Source organism: Persicimonas caeni (assembly GCF_006517175.1).
GTDB lineage: Bacteria > Myxococcota_A > Bradymonadia > Bradymonadales > Bradymonadaceae > Persicimonas > Persicimonas caeni.
The window spans coordinates 7603106-7620310 of record NZ_CP041186.1 but is presented as its reverse complement, the minus strand read 5'-3'; the positions used below and the strand labels follow the sequence as shown (position 1 = coordinate 7620310).

The window sequence follows — 17205 nt, the reverse complement described above, 5'->3', positions numbered from 1 at the left end:
GCCTCTTAGGTTATGAAGTGCCAATTCACATTCCCGCTCCTGCCCCGCCCGCGAACTTCCGCCTGATCCCAGACTCTCGCCCCTCACACTGGCGGCCATCAGACGTAGTCCGTCCATCATTTGGGCGTAAAGTACTCAGCGTTATCCAGCGCGGTCGTGGTGCCGCTCCAGGTGCCAATCCCGCCCACCAACACCACCTTCCCGTTCAAGAGAAGGCTGGCCGTAAAATCACTTCGCTGATTCACTGTGGAGTTGCTTGTGGTCGTGGCAACGTAGGGGTTGGGGTCGTTCAGGCTTCCGAAGTTGAGAATTTCACCGTCGCCGACGCGATCGCCTGCTGCGTCGCGCCCGCCTAAGACGACCACATCGTGGCTTTGGGGGACTTCTACCGCCACCAACCCACCGCGAGGGGCTTCCAACCGCCAACTGTCACGCGACACGAACTCAGCGCCCCTGTCATTGCTAAACTCGAATGTATCAGTAACGTCGCCCTCGACGTCCGTGTAGCCGCCAACAACCAGAACTGAATCGGATTCGCCTGGTGAGACACGCAGCGCGGCGAACTCGAAGCGCGGTGTTTGCATAACAGGGCCAGCAGAGGGGGCCGTCGCTCCGTCCGAGAGTTCGAGGAATTCAGTAGAGGCAAGTACATTCGAGTCGTCGCGTCCGCCCAGGACCCAGACCGTCTTACCGTCCGCCATGAGCACGGCCTGATGATCTGTGCGCGCCGAGTTCATCGGCGTTCCCTCACTCACCGTGCCGTCGTCGAGGTTGACGATCTCGACGGAATTGAGCACGTCACCGTCAGTGGAAATCCCGCCGGCGATGACCACTGAGTTGTCTGCCGAACGATACGTGGCCGTGTGGAAGGCACGAGCAGTAAGAAGGGAAGCCTTGGCACCTGAACTATCTTTGAGCAGACGGACGCGACTACCAGGTGGCTCTCCAAGATCGATCAACTCGATCGAGTCCACCGCGTATGGCTCGGCCGACTCGACAGTGAGTCCACCGACGATCAAGAAGCGATCGGGCCCGAGGGGTGTTGCCGTGTGAAATGCACGTCCCGTGCGCAGACGGTCTGCGCCGTCGGCTCTGATGCGACCAGCAGCCTCGTCGAAGGAAAGATCGGTAAAGTAGCCGGTATTAGGGTCAAACTCCATCAGATCGTCGTGCGCAACTGTGAGCCGGGGCAGAGTCGCCGGGCTGAGGTCAGCGGCCAAGTCAGCGCCACCGACGATCAACAACTTGTCACCCCAGTTCACAGGCACTGCGCGATGCCCGACCCGTCCCAGCCATCTGTCACTGTCGATCTCGCGTATTGCCCGGTAATCCATGCGGCTCTGCGTGAGTTCAGCCTGCCCGTTCCGCCGCACCACGGAGCCAACTGGAGCGAAGGCACCCGGCTGACCAAGTTGGACGCCTAAGTCTACTTGTTCGTCCGTTTCAGCCACGTCAAAAAAACCAGTGGCACCGCGTGCTAGAAGCGTCGAGTCGGAGGAATACAGCTCGACGACCACGCGGAAATGGCTGCCCACCGGGCTGCTAACCGTCCACGTCGAGCCAGAACTGCTGTCGAGTTCGTGCTCTTCAATTTGCTCCCCGGTCGTGCCACAGTTCAAGTAAAGCTTGGCAGAACTAAACTCATGGTTGGTGGCCCAGTCCGAGCCGTCCCACATGAAGGGTTGAATCCTTACGGGCACTTCCGCTGACGCGTCCAGTCCGGCATCCCCCGTGTCGGTCACTCCTTGGGTGGCGACGCATTTCTGATCGCTGGGAAAGCCATCGTCCCTGTTGCGGTGGTCCGATGAACCGCCATCGCTCGACCCCGAAGAAGAATCACTACAGGCGAAGCACGTCAGCAGAACCGCCATACAAATTGAAAGAGTCTGGAAACTCCGGACGCCAGACGAGAAAGGAGACATTTAAAACCGCCCAAACTTTTCGAGGATGAGTTTTCGTGAGCATGCCAAGAGTAGCGGCTTCAAGCTAGCACCGCCCTTCCATCAACTCAATCCGCCCTGCTGTCCCCTGCAGGTTCGGTCGCAGGCTCGAACAGTGATCGCCTTGTCATCGATTGAGTGAGGGGGGGATGAAGTGAGGAGCTGCAGCGGTGCCGGACGTCGAGTCGGCGTCGTGCGCGCGCTACAGCGAGACGGAGGCGCGCATCTAGCTTTCAAGCTTTCCGTCCACCGAGACGAGCTCGGTCTAGACCGGGACAGGGACCGTCACCTGACTTGTTTGCCTCTTGGCCTTGAGGCCCCACCTTCATGTGCTAGATTCTGCGTGAACTAAATCCTACTGAAGATGTACGACCAGGTCGTATCGGTCGGCTCAACTACCTAGTTGGAGAAGAGCATGGCGAATTTCATGAAATTGAACGCCCGCGCCGAGCAACGCATCGGCGCGTATGCCACCCGCCTCTTGCAAATCGAAGCTCACCTTCGCCGGGGCGAAAAGCGAGCCGCGACGGCACGCTTGATCGGCTTCAAAGACGAGATCGCCGAGTTTATGCACGAGCTCGAGTTTCCCCTCGAGTTTACCGTCATCGGTAGCCAACTCGGCTTCTTCTCGGGCAACGGCTCCTTTCTGCGCGGCCGACTCCCGGCGGCGCTGGTGGGCGCGGTCGCCGGTTGGTTTTACGGTCAGTCGCAGACCTCCGGCCACCACCGCTACCTCGAAGAGATCTGGCAGCGCGTCGACCTCATCGAGCGTGCGCTGATTGCCGAGGCGCAGCAAGCCGAACAAGCCGCTCAACGCCAATCAGGCGCGGCTGGCGAAGGGTCGGCAGCGGCCGAATCGGCCCAGACGCCCAATTAATTGCTGTACCACACGTTGAAAATGCGGGCGGGTCCGCGTAGGCTGAGGGGACCACGATTTCATAGATCAGCACTCCCTCTTTCTTCGATGGGGATCGACGCGTGCAGTTCATTCGTTTGACGGCCCTGGTAGTTTTTTTCGCGATTCTGACCGCATGTGCGGGCGGCTCTCCTTCCGATCTCGACGCCGAGCAAAACCCGCAGGATGCCGGCCAGGACACCGCGGAACCTGATGACGCCTCCGATGCGTCCAATCCGGGCGACGTCGGCGTCGATTCCGCCGACACTGTCGATGATCCGTGCGGGGTCTGCTGTCCCGGCGAGCAGGTTTGCTCGGACGGCAACACCTTGTCGACCTGCGCCGACGACGGCTCGGGCTTCACCGACCAAACCTGTGGGGATGGCAAGATCTGCGAGCAAGGCGCCTGCGTCGACGAGCCGATCTGTCAGCCAGGCGACACCAAATGCCACGACGGCTCGACTCGCCTGGTCTGTCGCGCCGGAGGCACCGCCTGGCGCACCGAAGATTGCGGCACCGGCAACTCATGTGTCGACGGCGAGTGCCTCTCGGGTGATCCCAACGGTTCGGAGTGCACCGCCGACGCCGATTGCGCCGGCGGAAAATGCCGCTGCGGCTCCGACGAGAGCTGCAGCCCCGCGCCGTCGCGCACCTACTGCACCTCGACGTGCACGCCGGGCAGTTGCGGACCCGACGAGATCTGCGTGTCCTCCGACAGCTTCAACGCCGCCAGCTACGACCATTGCGTGCCCAAGTGCAACGAGACCTGCGCGCTCGCCGGGCTGAGCTGTGTGAGCCTGCCCACGCGTGATTCCGGCGAGTTGACCTACGAGCAGGGGTGCTATTTTGACTCCGCGGTCGATGTGGGCGAAGAATGCTCGTCGGCGACCAACTGCACCGGCGGAACGTGCTTGGAAGGCTACTTCAACACCGGTCTGTGCACGTTCGAGTGCGCCGGCGGCTGCCCAGACGGCACGGCCTGCGTGGAGCTGCAAAGCGGCACCTTCCACTGCAGCCCGCTTTGCGGCGACGGCTCGCTCAGTGGCAGCGGAGGATGCCCCCTCGAAGCAGGCGGCGACCGCTGGGACGTCCAATGCGCCCCGCGGAACACCTACGACGGGCTGGCACGTCGCGTCTGTGTCTCCACCTGACCGCGCGCCCGGTTTTATGCTATGCCAGTGGTTGATTGACGGCCGTTACGCCAAAGATTTCTATTGCTGCGCCACCGGCGGCGCCGTCGTTTCCCATTGTATGTTTTCTCGTGCTCTCCTCGGACCACCATATGAGACGCGCCAAGATCGTCTGCACCCTCGGACCCGCATCGTCCTCTGCAGAGACCATCGAACAAATGATTCGCGCGGGCATGAACGTCGCCCGCCTCAACTTCTCGCACGGTACTCACGAGTACCATCGGGAACTGTATAATACGGTGCGCGAGGTCTCTCGCGACCTGAACAGCCCCGTGGCCATCCTGCAAGACCTGCAGGGCCCCAAGATTCGGGTGGGCAAATTCGCCGAAGGCCCCGTCGAGTTGACCGAAGGTGACGAATTCGTCATCACCGTCGACGATATCGACGGCGACCAAGAGCGCGTGTCGACGACCTACAAGGAGTTGACCCGCGACGTCGACGTGGGCGACGTGTTACTGCTCGACGACGGGCTGATCCGCCTGGAAGCCATCGAGGTCACCGAGTACGACGTCCGCACGGTCGTCCAGATCGGTGGGCTCCTCAAGGACAACAAGGGCATCAACCTGCCCACGGCGGCCGTCTCGGCGCCGAGCATGACCGAGAAGGACAAAGAGGACCTCGAGTTTGGCGTGGAGCTGGGCGTCGATTACCTGGCGCTGAGCTTCGTGCGCTCGGCGCTCGATATCCACCAGTTGCGCGCGCTGATTCCGCAGCAGTCGCCGCCCATCAAGATCATCTCAAAGATCGAGAAGCCTCAGGCCATCGCCGAGCTCGAAGACATCATCTCGGTCTCCGACGGCATCATGATCGCCCGCGGCGACCTGGGCGTGGAGCTTCCTCCCCAGAAGGTGCCGCTCATCCAAAAGCGCGCCATCCAGCAGGCTAATGAGATGGGCCGCCTGTCGATCACCGCCACTCAGATGCTCGAGTCGATGACCGAGCACCCGCGCCCTACCCGCGCGGAGGCCTCCGACGTGGCCAACGCCATCCTCGACGGCACCGACGCGGTCATGCTCTCCGGCGAGACCGCCGCGGGCAAATACCCGGTCGGCGCGGTGCGCATGATGGCGAGCATCGTCGAGGAGGTCGAGCGTGGCCGCCAGCCGCACACCCACCGCGGCCCCGAGTTCATCCGTCATCTCAAGACGTTTCCGAACGCGGTCGCCAAGGCGGCGACCATCGCCGCCGACGAGCTCAACGTCGACGCCATCGTGGTGTTCACGTCATCGGGCTCGACCGCGCGGCTGATGATGACCTACCGCCCCACCAAGTCGATCATCGCGTGCACGCCGAACCCGCGGGTCTACCAGCAGCTCGGTATGTTCTGGGGAGTGGAGGCCTACGAGATCGAAATGCTCAAGAACACCGACGACATCCTCAAGCGCGTCGAAAAGCTGATGATCGAGGAGCGCGGCGCTCAGTCGGGTGACGAGATTATCGTGGTCATGGGCACCCCGGCCGGCGCGGGCTCCGAGACCAACCTCATCAAGTTCCACCGCATCCCGTAGGCAGCAACGAGGCGCCTCGATAGGCGAAGTCCTTCTACATAGGCATCTAACGACATAGGGGTTGCGTGTTGGAATCACCTCCCAACACGCAACCCCTATGTCCTTAATTGCTTATTTAGCAGGCGCCCCGGTTCCTGAAGGCCTACTCTTCTGAGTTTCTAATCCCCGACAACCTGGTTGCGACCACCCTCTTTGGCCTTGTAGAGCCGGTCGTCGGCGAGCTTGATGAAGGCGAAGCAGTTGATGTCGACCGTCTGGCTGGTCGGCGGGGCTTCGATGCTCTGGCGGTACTCGCGCAGGTCGGCCACGCCTAGCGACAGAGTCACCGGGATGGAGACGTTGTCGAAGTGGAACGGCTCGGCCTCGATGAGCTTGCGGATCTTCTCGGCGATGCGGACCGCCTGGGGTTTGTCGATCTCGGGCAGCAAGATCACGAACTCTTCGCCACCATAGCGCGCGAAGACGTCGTCGCGGCGGATGTGACCGACGACACGCTGGGCGACTTGCTTGAGCACGTAGTCGCCGGCGAGGTGGCCGTAGGTGTCGTTGATCGGCTTGAAGTGATCGATGTCGCACATGATCAGCGACAGGTCGCGGTCGTAGCGCATGGAGCGGCTCATCTCGCGCTCCATCTCCTTGAGGAAATACCGCTTGTTGTAGACCTGGGTCAGCCCGTCGGTGGTGGTCAGACGGTAAATCTCGTCGTGGTACGACGCCTCGATATTGCTGCCGGTCAGAAACTTGAAGATGGTGCGGCCGATCTTGACCTGGTCGCCGTCGATGAGCGTCTTGCGGCTCACCGGGCGATCGTTGACGTAGGTGCCGTTGGTGGAGTCGAGATCGCGCACCACGAAGCTGTCGCCCAGGTTGTCGATGATGGCGTGGCTGCGCGAGATGGCGTCTTCGTCGATCTGGATATCGACCTTGCTGGAGCGCCCGATCACTGTCGAGGACTGCGCGAGGCTATACTTCTTGCCCAAATCGACGCCGTTGATGACGACGAGGCAAGCCTCTTGCCCCGAAGGATCCTTCTTCGGGGGCTTATTGATGACTGTGACTACGGTACTGTCGTTGCCCATCTTCCGCTCTCGGATGACAGTGCTACTGCGCTCCAGATGCCGCGGACGCCCCGCCATTTGGGCTCACAAAGGGAGCCTCAACCGGTTGACGGTCGCGCAAAAGTTTTTTGGCAAGGGTGCTTGTCGTCTTCGATTAAATCAGAGAATCGTCATAAATGCAAAGCTTTCTCGGCCTCGCAGTGGGTTTACCGCGTAAAGACACGATCTTAGCGGCTCGACCCACCTGCGAGGTCGAGTTTGCCCTGGACTTAGCCGATCTCCTCGCCGGACGCCTCAGCCTCGTCGCTTCGCGCCATCTCGGCCCACTCCTCGAAGCCCTGTCGCCCCAACAGACCGTGGGCGAGCTTCTTTCCGAGCTCGACGCCGGGCTGATCGAAGGCGTTGATGTCGAGCAACTCGCCGGTGATGGCCGTGATGAACTCCCAGGCGAAGATAAAGGCGCCGATCTCACCGGGCGCGACGGCGTCGAAACGCCACGTCGTCGTCGGGCGGCCCGCCTCTTGGAGCGCCCGTCGGGTGCCCTGGAGCTCGGCGTTGAGGATCTCACCCAGGCTCTTGCCGGCCAGGTGCGAAAGACTCTCGGGCAAGCCCTCGCGCTCGGGCACGGTCACTTCGCGGTCGAACGACTCGACCTCCAGAAAGACGACGTGCTTGTCGTTGGGCCCCTCCATGTAGAGTTGGGCCTGGCTGTGCTGGTCGATCGCGCCGAGCGCCTTGATAGGCGTCATGCCCACGTTGACCTCTTCACCCTGCCGATTCTTCGCCTTGCCGAGGCTCTCGGCCCATAGCTGGCGGAACCAGTCGGCCATGGCCAGCAGTTGGTCGCTGTAGGCCATCATGACGACCTGGTCGGCGCCGCGCTCGTACAGCTCGAACATGTCGGCGGCGGCCTTCAAGATGGCGTTGTCGTCGACGCTGTCGGTCATCGAGACGTCGCGGGCGCGCCCTGCCCCGTCGACCAACGCGGCGATGTCGTAGCCGGCGAGCGCCAGCGGGACGAGGCCGACCGCGGTCAGCACGCTAAAGCGTCCGCCGACGTTCGGAGGCACCGGGAAGGTGTCGAAGCCCTTGTCGTCGGCGAGTGCGCGCAGGCCGGCGTTGTCCGGCCCAGTGATCGCCACGAAGTGGCTGCTCGCCTCGTCCTCACCGAGTTCGTCCACCGCGCGGTCCCACGCGTACCAGAACTTGGTCATCGTCTCGACGGTCGAGCCCGACTTGGTGATGACGACGAAGAGCGTCTTCGAGAAGTCGAGCCCATCGAAGAGGTTGGCCACGCCCACCGGGTCGACGTTCTCGGCGAAGTGAGTGCGCAGCCCGCCGTCCGGAAGCTCGGCCATCGACTCGTAGACGGCGCGAGCGCCCAGGCTCGAACCGCCGATGCCGATGACGACCTGGTCGGTGAAGCCCTGGGCGCGTTTGTCCGCGGCCCACGCCTGAACCTCCTGGGCGTCGAAGTCGGGGCAATCGATAAAGCCGAGCTCGCCTCGCTCGTGCGCGGCTTTGACGTTGCCCAGCGCCTCCTCGAGCCGCGCGCGCAGCGCGTCGCGTTGCTCGCCGGACACGCTCATCTTGTCGCCGATGATTGTCGGACTCAGCCCTGAAGCATCGTAGCGTAGCGTCATCTTCGTTCCTCCGTGGTGTTCGCGTTCTGATTATTGTGGCGCTAAATTATAGTCCCAATGCCAGCGCATCAAGCGCCCGCGCCGTTTAGCGCAGCGCTCGACGGATGATTTAATTGGGCGACGTTGTTCCTACACTTGAAAGTGTTAGCATTTAGTGGCCAATCCCGAGTGCACGCACACGGTTCTCAGCGCAACCAAGTCCTCGATGCCCGCAGACGAGCGCCATACCGATGCCCAGCCGTTCCGACTGCCGCGCCAACGCTCGGCGCGCAAGTCGGTCCTGTGGGCGATTGCGCTGTCGATCGCGGTGCATATCCCGATTCTGCTGAGCTTTCCCAACCTGCTCGACACCGACGACGCACTCGAGCCGACCGAGTTCGACGCCACTCGCGAGTTCGAATTGACCGTGGTCGACGAGCCCGAGGAGAAGCCCGAGCGCGTCGAAGACGAGCTCGACGGGCAATTCGTCAGCCAGAAACCGCCCGAAAAGCAAGAGCGACCCGACGAGGCGAAATTCCTCGACCAGTACGACTCGAAGGTCGAAGAGGAGACCGCGCGCAAGCCCGGCCGCGACGAGAAGATCATCAGCAACACCGGCTCGGAGACCTCCGGGTTGCCGTCGCGGCCCGAGCCCACGCACCGGCCGGAGCGCATGCAAGAGATCACGCCGCCCCAGCCCGAGCCCGAAGAGGCGCCGGAACAGGAGGTCGCCGAGGAGGCGAGCGAAGAACCCAGCGAGGAGGCGGCCGAGCAAGAGGCGGCCGATCAGGCCGTCGAACTCGACGAGGTCGAGTCGGTCGCCGAAGGCGTGGTCCAACAAGAAGACTCGAAGCGCTCCAAGCCCAACCCCAAGAGCCTCTTCCCGAGCATGGAGAACGTGCCGGTGGGCCAACTCGGCGGCGGAAGCATCGACTACCTCCGCGATGTCAAAGACGGCGAGAAGACCCTGCTCAACCGTAAGAAATCGCGTTACTGGTCGTTCATGCACCGCTTCAAGATGGCGGTGCTCGAGCAGTGGAAAGGCGGCGAGGTCTACCGACAGCGCGACCCGTACGGCAAGGTCTACGGGGTCAAAGACCGCTACTCCGTGCTCGGCATCGCGCTCAACGGAGACGGCTCGCTCCGAAAGATCCACGTCGAACGCCCGTCCGGGCTCGACTTTTGGGACGAAGAAGCCGTCCGCGCGATCAGAGAAGCCGCCCCGTTCCCCAACCCACCCGAGGGGTTGAAGGACCGAGACGGCATCATCCACATTCGCTTCGGCTTTTTGCTCGACATCAACACCGGCGAGATGCGCGGCCTGCGCATTTTTCGTTAAGGCCCTAAGGACTCAGATAATTCGCCAGTCGGTCGATGTCGCGGCGGCTGGTCTTCTCGGTGACCGCCACCAGCAGGTAGTTTTGCCACTTCGGGTTGGCGCGGCCCAGGTCGAAGCCCGGCAAGATGCCGTCTTCGGCGGCCTCGGCGACCACGGCCTTGGCCGGCGCGCGCGTCTCGACCACGAACTCGTTGAAGAAAGGCCCGCTAAAGACGCGTTTGGCCTGACCGGTCGACTCGAGCACGTCCATCGCGTAGTGCGCCCGCGACAGGTTGAGCTGGGCCATCTCGCGGATGCCCTCTTTGCCCATCAAGCTCATGTAGATACCCGCCGCCAACGCCATCAGACCCTGGTTCGTGCAGATATTGCTCGTCGCCTTCTCGCGGCGGATATGCTGCTCGCGCGTCGACAGCGTGAGCACGTAGCCCTCACGACCCTCGGTGTCGACGGTGTAGCCCGCCAGACGGCCAGGCATCTTGCGCACGAGCTTCTCGCGGCAGCCGAAGATGCCGAGCGCCGGGCCGCCGTAACCCATCGGGATACCGAGGCTGGTGCCCTCCCCGGCGACGATGTCGGCGCCGTAGTGGCCCGGAGGCGTCGTCAGCGCGAACGCCAGCGGCTCGTTGAAGCTCGCCACAACCTTGATCTTGTGCTCGTGGGCCCACTCGACGACCGCGGTGGGGTCTTCAATGACGCCAAAGAAGTTGGGCGTCTGGAAGATGATGCACGCTGCGTCTTTGGGGTCCTCGATGGCCTCCTGGACCTTCTCGAGCGACAACTGGCCGGTCTCCCAATCGACGGGAATCTCGCGGTAGGTGTCGTCTTGAGGGCTCAGGTAGGTCTGGATGACCTGGCGGTACTCGGGGTGGACCGACTCGGCCACGTAGACCTTGTCGCGCTTGCGCCCGACCCGCTGAGCCATCAGGGCGGCTTCGGCGGTGGCGTGCGCCCCGTCGTACATCGACGCGTTGGCGATAGGCACGCCGAGAAGCTCGGCGACCATCGACTGGAACTCGAAGATCGACTTGGTCGTGCCCTGGCTGATTTCGGGCTGATACGGGGTGTAGGAGGTGTAGTACTCGGCGCGTAGCAGCAACTGCTGCAGGGCGTGCGGCGAGTGGTGGTCGTACAGACCGGCGCCCAGGAACGACACCACGTCGCCGCCGGCGACCGCGTTCTTGGAGGCCAACTCCCCGAGATGCCTCTCGAGGGTCAGCTCGCTTTTGGGCTCGGGCAACTCCAAGCGGCGGTCGAGGCGGAACTCCTCGGGGATCTGCTCGAAGAGGTCGTCGATGGAGTCGACCCCGATGGCTTCGAGCATCGCGTCGACGTCTTCCAGGGTATGCGGCAAATAGCGCATGACGGCATCCTGTCACCACCGGCAAGCCGGTTGGCTGCGTTGCAAAGGTAACTTGCGCGGGTCGCGCCCTCTGGGCGGGCGAACCCTATTCTTGACTCACGAAGCTCGCGTACTCTTCGGGGTCCATCAGCTCTTCGAGCTCGGTGACGTCCGACGGCTCGACGCGGATCATCCAGCCCTGCTTGTACGGGCCTTCGTTGACCGACTCGGGGGCATCGTCGAGCCCGTGGTTGACCTCGACGACCTTGCCGGAGACCGGCGAGTACAGGTCCGAGGCCGCCTTGACGCTCTCGACCACGCCGAATTCCTCGCCGGCGTCGACAGCCTCACCCTCTTCGGGAAGCTCGACGTAGACGATGTCGCCCAACAGGTCCTGAGCGTGCCACGAGATGCCGATGGTGATGGTCCCGTCGTCCTCTTGGCGGGCCCACTCGTGCTCGTCGGTAAACAGATATCCCTCGGGAATTTGCATATCCTCTTCTCTACTGTTCATGAGTTACTGATAGTGCCCATCAATGCTGAATCGGTGGTCTGCTCAAACCACTAGTCGCGCTTGTAGAAAGGCTTTTTGGTCACCTTCGCGGGGACGCGACGCTTGCGAATCTGAATCTCGACCGTGGGCTCGTTGGCGTGGTCGATGTCGATGTACCCCAGCCCAATGCTTTCTTCAAGCGTGGGCGCCCACGAGCCGCTTGTGACGTGGCCGACCTCTTGGTCGTCGACGATGATCTTGTAGCCGTGGCGGATGATGCCCTTGCCCTCGAGCACAAGGCCGCGAAGACGGCGGCTGGGGCCCTGCTCCTTGACCTTGCGAATCGCCTCCTGGCCCACGAACGGCGTCTCCTTGTCGAGCTTGACGATCCAGCTCAGGCCCGCCTCGATGGGGTTGGTCGACTCGTCCATGTCCTGGCCGTACAGGTTGTACTTCGACTCCAGGCGAAGCGTGTCGCGCGCGCCCAGGCCGCACAGGGCCATGTCGAACGGCTCGCCGGCCTCCAAAAGCGCGTCGAAGACCGCCTCGCCGTGTTCGGCGGGGATATACAGCTCGAAGCCGTCCTCGCCGGTGTAACCCGTGCGCGAGATGAGCGTCTCGACACCGGCGACTCCGCCGTACATCGCCCGGTAGTACTTCAGGTTGCTCAGCTCGTCGGCCTCGCCGTCGAAGAGCGTCTGCAGGACCTTCTCGGCGTTCGGCCCCTGCAGGGCCAGCTGGACGTAGTCGTCGCTCTTGTCGACGAGCTCGGCGTCGCCCTTGGCGTGCTCTTGCATGTGGGCGAAGTCTTTGTCGCGGTTGCCCGCGTTGACGCAAATGAGCACGTGGTCTTCGGCGAGCCGGTAGAGCACCAGGTCGTCGACGATGCCGCCCTCTTCGTTGCACAGCGCGGCGTACATCGCCTGGCCGTCGACGAGCTTGGTGACGTCGTTGGTCACCAATCCGTCAACCACCTTGATCGCCTCGGGGCCTTTGACCTCGACCTCGCCCATGTGACTCACGTCGAAGAGCCCGACGTTGTTGCGGACCGCCAGGTGCTCCTCTTTGATGCCCGTGTATTTGACCGGCATCACGAAACCGGCGAACGGCGTCATGCGCCCGCCGAGTTCCTCGTGACGGTGCTCGAGCGGGATATGCTTCAAATCATCATCAGTCATCTGAGCAGTCCTCAATGGGTTGTTCGAGTTATCAACGTTATTGGTCCAGTGGCCCGCACAGGGCGTCGACGTCTTCGTAGACCTCGCCGCCGCGAATCGCCAGGTTGTGGTGCGCGCAGGTGGCGCGAATCGTGTTCTCCATGAGCGTGGCCACCGTCATCGGCCCCACCCCTTTGGGGACGGGCGTGATCAAGGCCGCGCGCTCGCGGGCGGCGTCGAACTCGACGTCGCCGCAAAGCTTTCCGTCTTCGCTGCGGTTCATGCCCACGTCGGCGATGACCGCGCCCGGCTTGATCCACTCGCCTTTGATGAGCCCCGGCACGCCCGTGGCCACGACGATGATATCGGCGTTGCGCACGTGCTCGGCGAGCTCTTCGGTGTAGCGATGGCAGATGGTGACCGTGGCGTGGGCGCGCACGAGCATCTGCGCCATGGGGCGCCCGACGATCATGCTGCGGCCGATGACCACGGCGCGCTTGCCTTTGAAGTCGACGCCGGCCGCGCGGAACATCGTCATGATGCCCCGCGGCGTGCACGGCTCGAGTTCGGCGTGTCCGGCCATCAAAAACCCGAGGTTGCCCGGGTGGAACCCGTCGACGTCCTTTTGCGGGTCGATCGCCGCGATCGCCTCGTTAGGGTTGTGATGCTCGGAGAGGGGAAGCTGTAGCAGAATTCCGTTGACCGCGTCGTCGCCGTTGAGGCGCTCGAGCTTGGCGAGCAGGTCGCGCTGGGTGATCTGGGGCGGCAGGTGGATATGCGAGCTCCCAATGCCGACGTTCTCGCAGGCGCGAATCTTGTGGCGCACGTAAATCGCGCTGGCCGGGTCGTTGCCCACCCGCACCACGTTGAGCTGGGGGACGATGCCACGCTCGCCGAGCAGCTCGGTGGCCTCGCAGACCTGCTCGAGCAACGCCTGGGAGATGCGCTTGCCGTCGAGCAGCTTCGGTTCGGCTTGCTCCGCAGCACGGCGCAAACGCTCGAGATCGACTTGGAAATGGGTGTCGACTGCAGTCATGGAGGCCTCGAGAGAGCGTTCTTGAGTTTCGGTGTCGCCGGTCGCGGCGCACTATAGGCATCGAAAACGGGTGTGTCTAGAGCGGCGATCCAAGCCACCTCAGATTCGCCCCGGCTCGGCCACACAACGCACCATCTCGGCAGAACATTCGCTCGATTTTCCCGCGACTTACCACCCGGGCAACAGATCCGCCACGCGGCTGGCCAGCTTGCGGTGGTTGGCCACGCGCCGATAGCCCCACTCCGAGGCCGCCGCAAACCCGGGCACGTCGTGGTACATGCGCAACAGCAGGCTCCCTTCGGGTCGCCAGCTGTAGGCTCGAAAGATCGCCTCGGCGCCGCGGTAGGCGCGCCCGTCGGGCTCGACGAACCAGACACTCTCGGCAAAATCCGCCTCGTCGAGCGCGTCGAAGCGCTCGTGGACGTCCTGGTAGGTCACGTAGCGGATGCCTTCGCCGACCTTGCGCGCGATGCGGATCACCGAGCGCTTGCAGAACCCGCAGTCGCCGTCCCACACGAGCGCCGGCCGGTCGAGGTTCGACGGGTCGAAGCCTTCGGATTGATTGATGTCGGGGGTCATAGTCAGACTCTCCGTGTAATTTCTGGCGGCTCTCCCGACTCTGAAAGCTCATCACGACACGCGACTCCGACCAAGTCCGCCTCGCGTCGCCTTTTGGCCCGTCCGACTCGGAGTCCACCCCAGAAAAACGCGCCTCCAGCCCATCAGACCCCCACCGACCCCCACTCAGACGCCGCTGCGCGCCGTCTGACCCCCTATCGACGGCACTTTCTTGGACCATCACCTCCAAAAAACACCCCCTCGACGGCATTTTCTTGTGCCACCGCTTCGAAAAAGTGCCATCGGGTCGTGGTTTGACGGGGCAATTCACGATCTGAGTGCCCCCGATAGGGTGTCGGATGAGCCTCGAGGCTCATTTGTGGCGGGAGACGCGCGGGAAAGCTAGGCCGACAACTCGGTCACGAGCAGGCGTGAGGCGAGCGAGCGGCTCACCGTGGCGTCTTCGCCGTCGACCGACAAGAACATCTGCCCGTCGAACGACAAAACTTCGAGAACCTCGAAGGTCTCGCTGGGGGTCAGGCCGATCTTTTCGAGGTAGCGCAGCACCTCGGGCTCCTGGTCAAGCACGCGCTCGACGCGGTAGCGCGAGCCGGGCGTGGCGTCGCTCAGGGGCATCGCCTCGGGGCGGTGAATCTCGCCTTCGGCCGTCGGGATGGGGTCGCCGTGGGGGTCGAATTTGGGGTTCCCCAAAAACTCGTCGATGCGCCCCACCAACTTCTCGCTGACCGCATGCTCGAGGCGCTCGGCCTCGTCGTGCACCTCGTCCCAGGTGTAGCCGAGCGTCTGGACCAAAAAGACTTCGATGAGCCGGTGGTTGCGGATGACGCGCAGCGCCGCCTTCGCCCCCGAGTCGGTCAACCGCGCGCCCTTGTAGGGCTGGTAGTCGACCATCCCCTCTTCGCCCAGCGACTTGAGCATGCTGGTCACCGAGGGCAACGAGATGTCGAGTTGGTCGGCGATCTCTTTGGTCTTCACGCGTGAATCACGGCGTGACTGCAGGTGATAGACCGCCTTGAGATAATTTTCGACGGAGGGTGTCGGCATAGCTCACAAGAATGATGGGAGACGTCCTCCTGCTTACCAACATAGTACGACCGTGACAATTGACGAAACGCATCTCGCCAGGCCTTTGCTTCAGCGGAGGCGCGGACGGCGCGGACGGCGCGGATACACCCGCGTCATCCGAAAGCCGACATTAGCCCTGTAGGACGACGTCGCGGGTGTGACGGCGGATGAGCTTCGCCACCAACCCATGCCTGGGCGCGAACAAGAAGGCCAGCGCGTACAACACACCGCCCACTACCACGATCGCCCCGGCGGTCGAGGCGTTGACCCAGATGGAGACGTACATTCCCACCACCGACGACACCAACGCATGGCCCACGGCCGCCAGGAGCATCGTCGGCAGGCGGTCGGCGAGCAGGTGGGCGGTCGCGGCGGGGACGACCATCATCGCGATGGCGAGGATGGCGCCGACGGCCTCGAAGCTGGCGACGGTGGTCACCGACACGGCGGTCATCAGCCCGTAGTGCACGAGCGTGACGGGCACGCCGATGCTGGTAGCCAAGGTCGGGTCGAAGCTGCTGACCGACAGCCATCGGTAGAAGACGGCTACCAGCAGCACGACCGCCGGTGCCACCGCGCCGAGCATCCACAGCGCGCGGTCGGAGATGGCGAGCACGTTGCCGAAGAGCACGCAGGAGGTGTCGATGTGGGCGTCGTGCACGGTGGTCGACAAGAGGATGACGCCCGCTGCGAAAAACACGGTGAAGACGATGCCGATGGCGGCGTCGGAGCGCACGTTGGGTCGTTTGGCCAGGCCCTCGATGGCGAACGCCGACAGGAGGCCGACGGCGGCGGCGCCGGCGAGCATCACCGGCCCGTCGAGGGAGCCGGTGAGTAAGAAGGCGACCACGATGCCGGGCAGCGCGACGTGGGCGAGCGCGTCGGCCAGGAGGCTCATGCGCCGCAGGTACAAGAAGACGCCCAGCACGGCCAACGGGATGGCGGCCAGGGTCGAGGCGAGCATGCCTCGCCACATCCAGTCTCCCCAGGACCAAGGTTCGATCAATAAGTCGAGCATCGTCTCCTCCTACTCCGCGCTCGCGGTGGCGGGTGTGGCCTGTGACTCGCCGGGCGTGCTGAGTGCGTCGTTCTTGGTGAAGAGCCTTCCGAGCACGCCGCGCGACCCGAAGACGAACGCCAGCGCGAAGAACAGGCCGGCCACGATGACCATCGCCGGGCCGGTGGCCACGCCCTCCCACAAGTAGCTCACGAACGCGCCCAGCGCGCCCGATGCCACGCCGATGAATCCGGCGAAGACGAGCGCGCGCGGCAGGCGCTTGGTCAGAAAGAGCGCGGCGGATGGCGGGATGATGAGCATCGCGGAGACGAGCACCACGCCGACGGCCTGGATGGAGACGACGACGGCCAAAGAGAGCGCGCCGAGCAGTCCATAGTGCACCGCGCGGGTGGGCACGCCGATGGAGCGGGCGAAGACGGGGTCGAAGGTCGCCACCGCCAGGGGCCGAAAGAAGACGGCCACCCCGGCGATGAGCGCCGCCGAGATGCCCCCGAGCACGTAGAGTTGCTCGCGTGAGACGCCGGCGGCGTTGCCGAATAGAAACGACTGCAGGCCCGATTGGGCCGCGGTGGGCGAATTCTGGATATACGAGAGCATCACGATGCCGATGCCGAAGAAGACCGACAGGATCACGCCGATGGCCGCGTCGGGCCGCGAGCGATTCGACCGCGAGATGAGGCCGACGAGCAGCGCGGCCACAAAGGCCGACACGAGCGCGCCGGTGAGCAAGGCGCCGGTCTCCTTGGCGCCCACAAAAACGAACGCGGCGCAGACGCCGGGCAAGGTGGCGTGGCCGGTCGCGTCGCCCAAGAGCGACATGCCGCGCAGCACCAAAAACGCGCCCACCACGGCGCACACCGCGCCGACGAACATCGACGACATGAGCGCGTTGATCGCGAAGTCGTATTGAAACGTGAAGAATTCGGCGGCCCGGTCGGCCACCTGCTGCGAGAATAATGACTGCAT

General features: G+C 63.6%; 14 protein-coding genes and 1 pseudogene. 4 read left to right on the top strand and 11 right to left on the bottom strand.

All coding sequences use genetic code 11. From position 1 onward, the window contains the following. Positions 1–116: 116 nt before the first annotated feature. Positions 117–1871, bottom strand: coding sequence for a kelch repeat-containing protein (locus FIV42_RS28310; protein WP_168211005.1), 1755 nt, complete (start codon positions 1869–1871; stop codon positions 117–119). A gap of 484 nt (positions 1872–2355) precedes the next feature. Between FIV42_RS28310 and FIV42_RS28305 the strand changes: the two genes are divergently transcribed. The 3 genes from FIV42_RS28305 to pyk all read left to right on the top strand — a co-directional run bounded on the left by FIV42_RS28305 (position 2356) and on the right by pyk (position 5533). Further along, complete coding sequence (locus tag FIV42_RS28305; RefSeq protein ID WP_141200951.1) at positions 2356–2817, top strand: hypothetical protein; 462 nt, start codon at positions 2356–2358, stop codon at positions 2815–2817. A 101-nt stretch (positions 2818–2918) separates the two neighbouring features. Beyond that, complete coding sequence (locus tag FIV42_RS28300) at positions 2919–3986, top strand: hypothetical protein (protein ID WP_141200950.1); 1068 nt, start codon at positions 2919–2921, stop codon at positions 3984–3986. Positions 3987–4117: 131 nt separating this feature from the next. Further along, positions 4118–5533, top strand: coding sequence for a pyruvate kinase (gene pyk, locus FIV42_RS28295; RefSeq protein WP_141200949.1), 1416 nt, complete (start codon positions 4118–4120; stop codon positions 5531–5533). Between the two features lie 158 nt (positions 5534–5691). Here the strand turns inward: pyk and FIV42_RS28290 are convergent, their stop codons facing one another. Both FIV42_RS28290 and FIV42_RS28285 read right to left on the bottom strand, forming a co-directional pair. Beyond that, complete coding sequence (locus FIV42_RS28290; protein WP_141200948.1) at positions 5692–6612, bottom strand: GGDEF domain-containing protein; 921 nt, start codon at positions 6610–6612, stop codon at positions 5692–5694. 248 nt (positions 6613–6860) lie between these two features. Next, complete coding sequence (locus FIV42_RS28285; RefSeq protein ID WP_141200947.1) at positions 6861–8234, bottom strand: glucose-6-phosphate isomerase; 1374 nt, start codon at positions 8232–8234, stop codon at positions 6861–6863. A 205-nt stretch (positions 8235–8439) separates the two neighbouring features. On the opposite strand from FIV42_RS28285, the gene FIV42_RS28280 reads away from it, so the two are divergent. Continuing rightward, a complete protein-coding gene (locus tag FIV42_RS28280) occupies positions 8440–9552 on the top strand; it encodes a TonB family protein (RefSeq protein ID WP_141200946.1) in 1113 nt (370 codons plus the stop codon). A 4-nt stretch (positions 9553–9556) separates the two neighbouring features. On the opposite strand, the gene gcvPA is transcribed toward FIV42_RS28280, so the two are convergent. The 8 genes and pseudogenes from gcvPA to FIV42_RS28240 form a co-directional block, all read right to left on the bottom strand. Next, the gene (gene gcvPA / locus FIV42_RS28275) at positions 9557–10912 is read right to left on the bottom strand and encodes an aminomethyl-transferring glycine dehydrogenase subunit GcvPA (protein ID WP_141200945.1); all 1356 of its coding nucleotides are present in this window, start codon (positions 10910–10912) and stop codon (positions 9557–9559) included. Positions 10913–10997: 85 nt separating this feature from the next. Further along, positions 10998–11405 (bottom strand): glycine cleavage system protein GcvH, encoded by a 408-nt coding sequence (gene gcvH / locus FIV42_RS28270; protein WP_313788404.1) that lies wholly within the window; start codon positions 11403–11405, stop codon positions 10998–11000. A 50-nt stretch (positions 11406–11455) separates the two neighbouring features. Then, entirely contained in the window at positions 11456–12562 is a 1107-nt protein-coding gene (gene gcvT, locus FIV42_RS28265; RefSeq protein WP_141200944.1) for a glycine cleavage system aminomethyltransferase GcvT, read from the bottom strand. 109 nt (positions 12563–12671) lie between these two features. Continuing rightward, positions 12672–13577 (bottom strand): annotated as a pseudogene (gene folD / locus FIV42_RS28260) (bifunctional methylenetetrahydrofolate dehydrogenase/methenyltetrahydrofolate cyclohydrolase FolD); the annotation flags it as partial. Between the two features lie 168 nt (positions 13578–13745). Further along, positions 13746–14156, bottom strand: coding sequence for a thiol-disulfide oxidoreductase DCC family protein (locus FIV42_RS28255; protein WP_141200942.1), 411 nt, complete (start codon positions 14154–14156; stop codon positions 13746–13748). Positions 14157–14537: 381 nt separating this feature from the next. After that, positions 14538–15200, bottom strand: a complete 663-nt coding sequence (locus FIV42_RS28250) for a metal-dependent transcriptional regulator (RefSeq protein WP_141200941.1) — start codon at positions 15198–15200, stop codon at positions 14538–14540. 151 nt (positions 15201–15351) lie between these two features. After that, positions 15352–16239 (bottom strand): metal ABC transporter permease, encoded by an 888-nt coding sequence (locus tag FIV42_RS28245; RefSeq protein ID WP_141200940.1) that lies wholly within the window; start codon positions 16237–16239, stop codon positions 15352–15354. A 9-nt stretch (positions 16240–16248) separates the two neighbouring features. Continuing rightward, positions 16249–17205, bottom strand: a complete 957-nt coding sequence (locus tag FIV42_RS28240; RefSeq protein WP_141200939.1) for a metal ABC transporter permease — start codon at positions 17203–17205, stop codon at positions 16249–16251.

What these genes read in the sequence shown, in the direction of transcription:
- FIV42_RS28310 (WP_168211005.1), bottom strand. Translation starts at nt 1,871, where the DNA reads ATGGCGGTTCTGCTGACGTGCTTCGCCTGTAGTGATTCTTCTTCGGGG.
- FIV42_RS28305 (WP_141200951.1), top strand. Translation starts at nt 2,356, where the DNA reads ATGGCGAATTTCATGAAATTGAACGCCCGCGCCGAGCAACGCATCGGC.
- pyk (WP_141200949.1), top strand. Translation starts at nt 4,118, where the DNA reads ATGAGACGCGCCAAGATCGTCTGCACCCTCGGACCCGCATCGTCCTCT.
- FIV42_RS28290 (WP_141200948.1), bottom strand. Translation starts at nt 6,612, where the DNA reads ATGGGCAACGACAGTACCGTAGTCACAGTCATCAATAAGCCCCCGAAG.
- FIV42_RS28285 (WP_141200947.1), bottom strand. Translation starts at nt 8,234, where the DNA reads ATGACGCTACGCTACGATGCTTCAGGGCTGAGTCCGACAATCATCGGC.
- FIV42_RS28280 (WP_141200946.1), top strand. Translation starts at nt 8,440, where the DNA reads ATGCCCGCAGACGAGCGCCATACCGATGCCCAGCCGTTCCGACTGCCG.
- gcvPA (WP_141200945.1), bottom strand. Translation starts at nt 10,912, where the DNA reads ATGCGCTATTTGCCGCATACCCTGGAAGACGTCGACGCGATGCTCGAA.
- gcvH (WP_313788404.1), bottom strand. Translation starts at nt 11,405, where the DNA reads ATGAACAGTAGAGAAGAGGATATGCAAATTCCCGAGGGATATCTGTTT.
- gcvT (WP_141200944.1), bottom strand. Translation starts at nt 12,562, where the DNA reads ATGACTGATGATGATTTGAAGCATATCCCGCTCGAGCACCGTCACGAG.
- FIV42_RS28255 (WP_141200942.1), bottom strand. Translation starts at nt 14,156, where the DNA reads ATGACCCCCGACATCAATCAATCCGAAGGCTTCGACCCGTCGAACCTC.
- FIV42_RS28250 (WP_141200941.1), bottom strand. Translation starts at nt 15,200, where the DNA reads ATGCCGACACCCTCCGTCGAAAATTATCTCAAGGCGGTCTATCACCTG.
- FIV42_RS28245 (WP_141200940.1), bottom strand. Translation starts at nt 16,239, where the DNA reads ATGCTCGACTTATTGATCGAACCTTGGTCCTGGGGAGACTGGATGTGG.
- FIV42_RS28240 (WP_141200939.1), bottom strand. Translation starts at nt 17,205, where the DNA reads ATGCAGTCATTATTCTCGCAGCAGGTGGCCGACCGGGCCGCCGAATTC.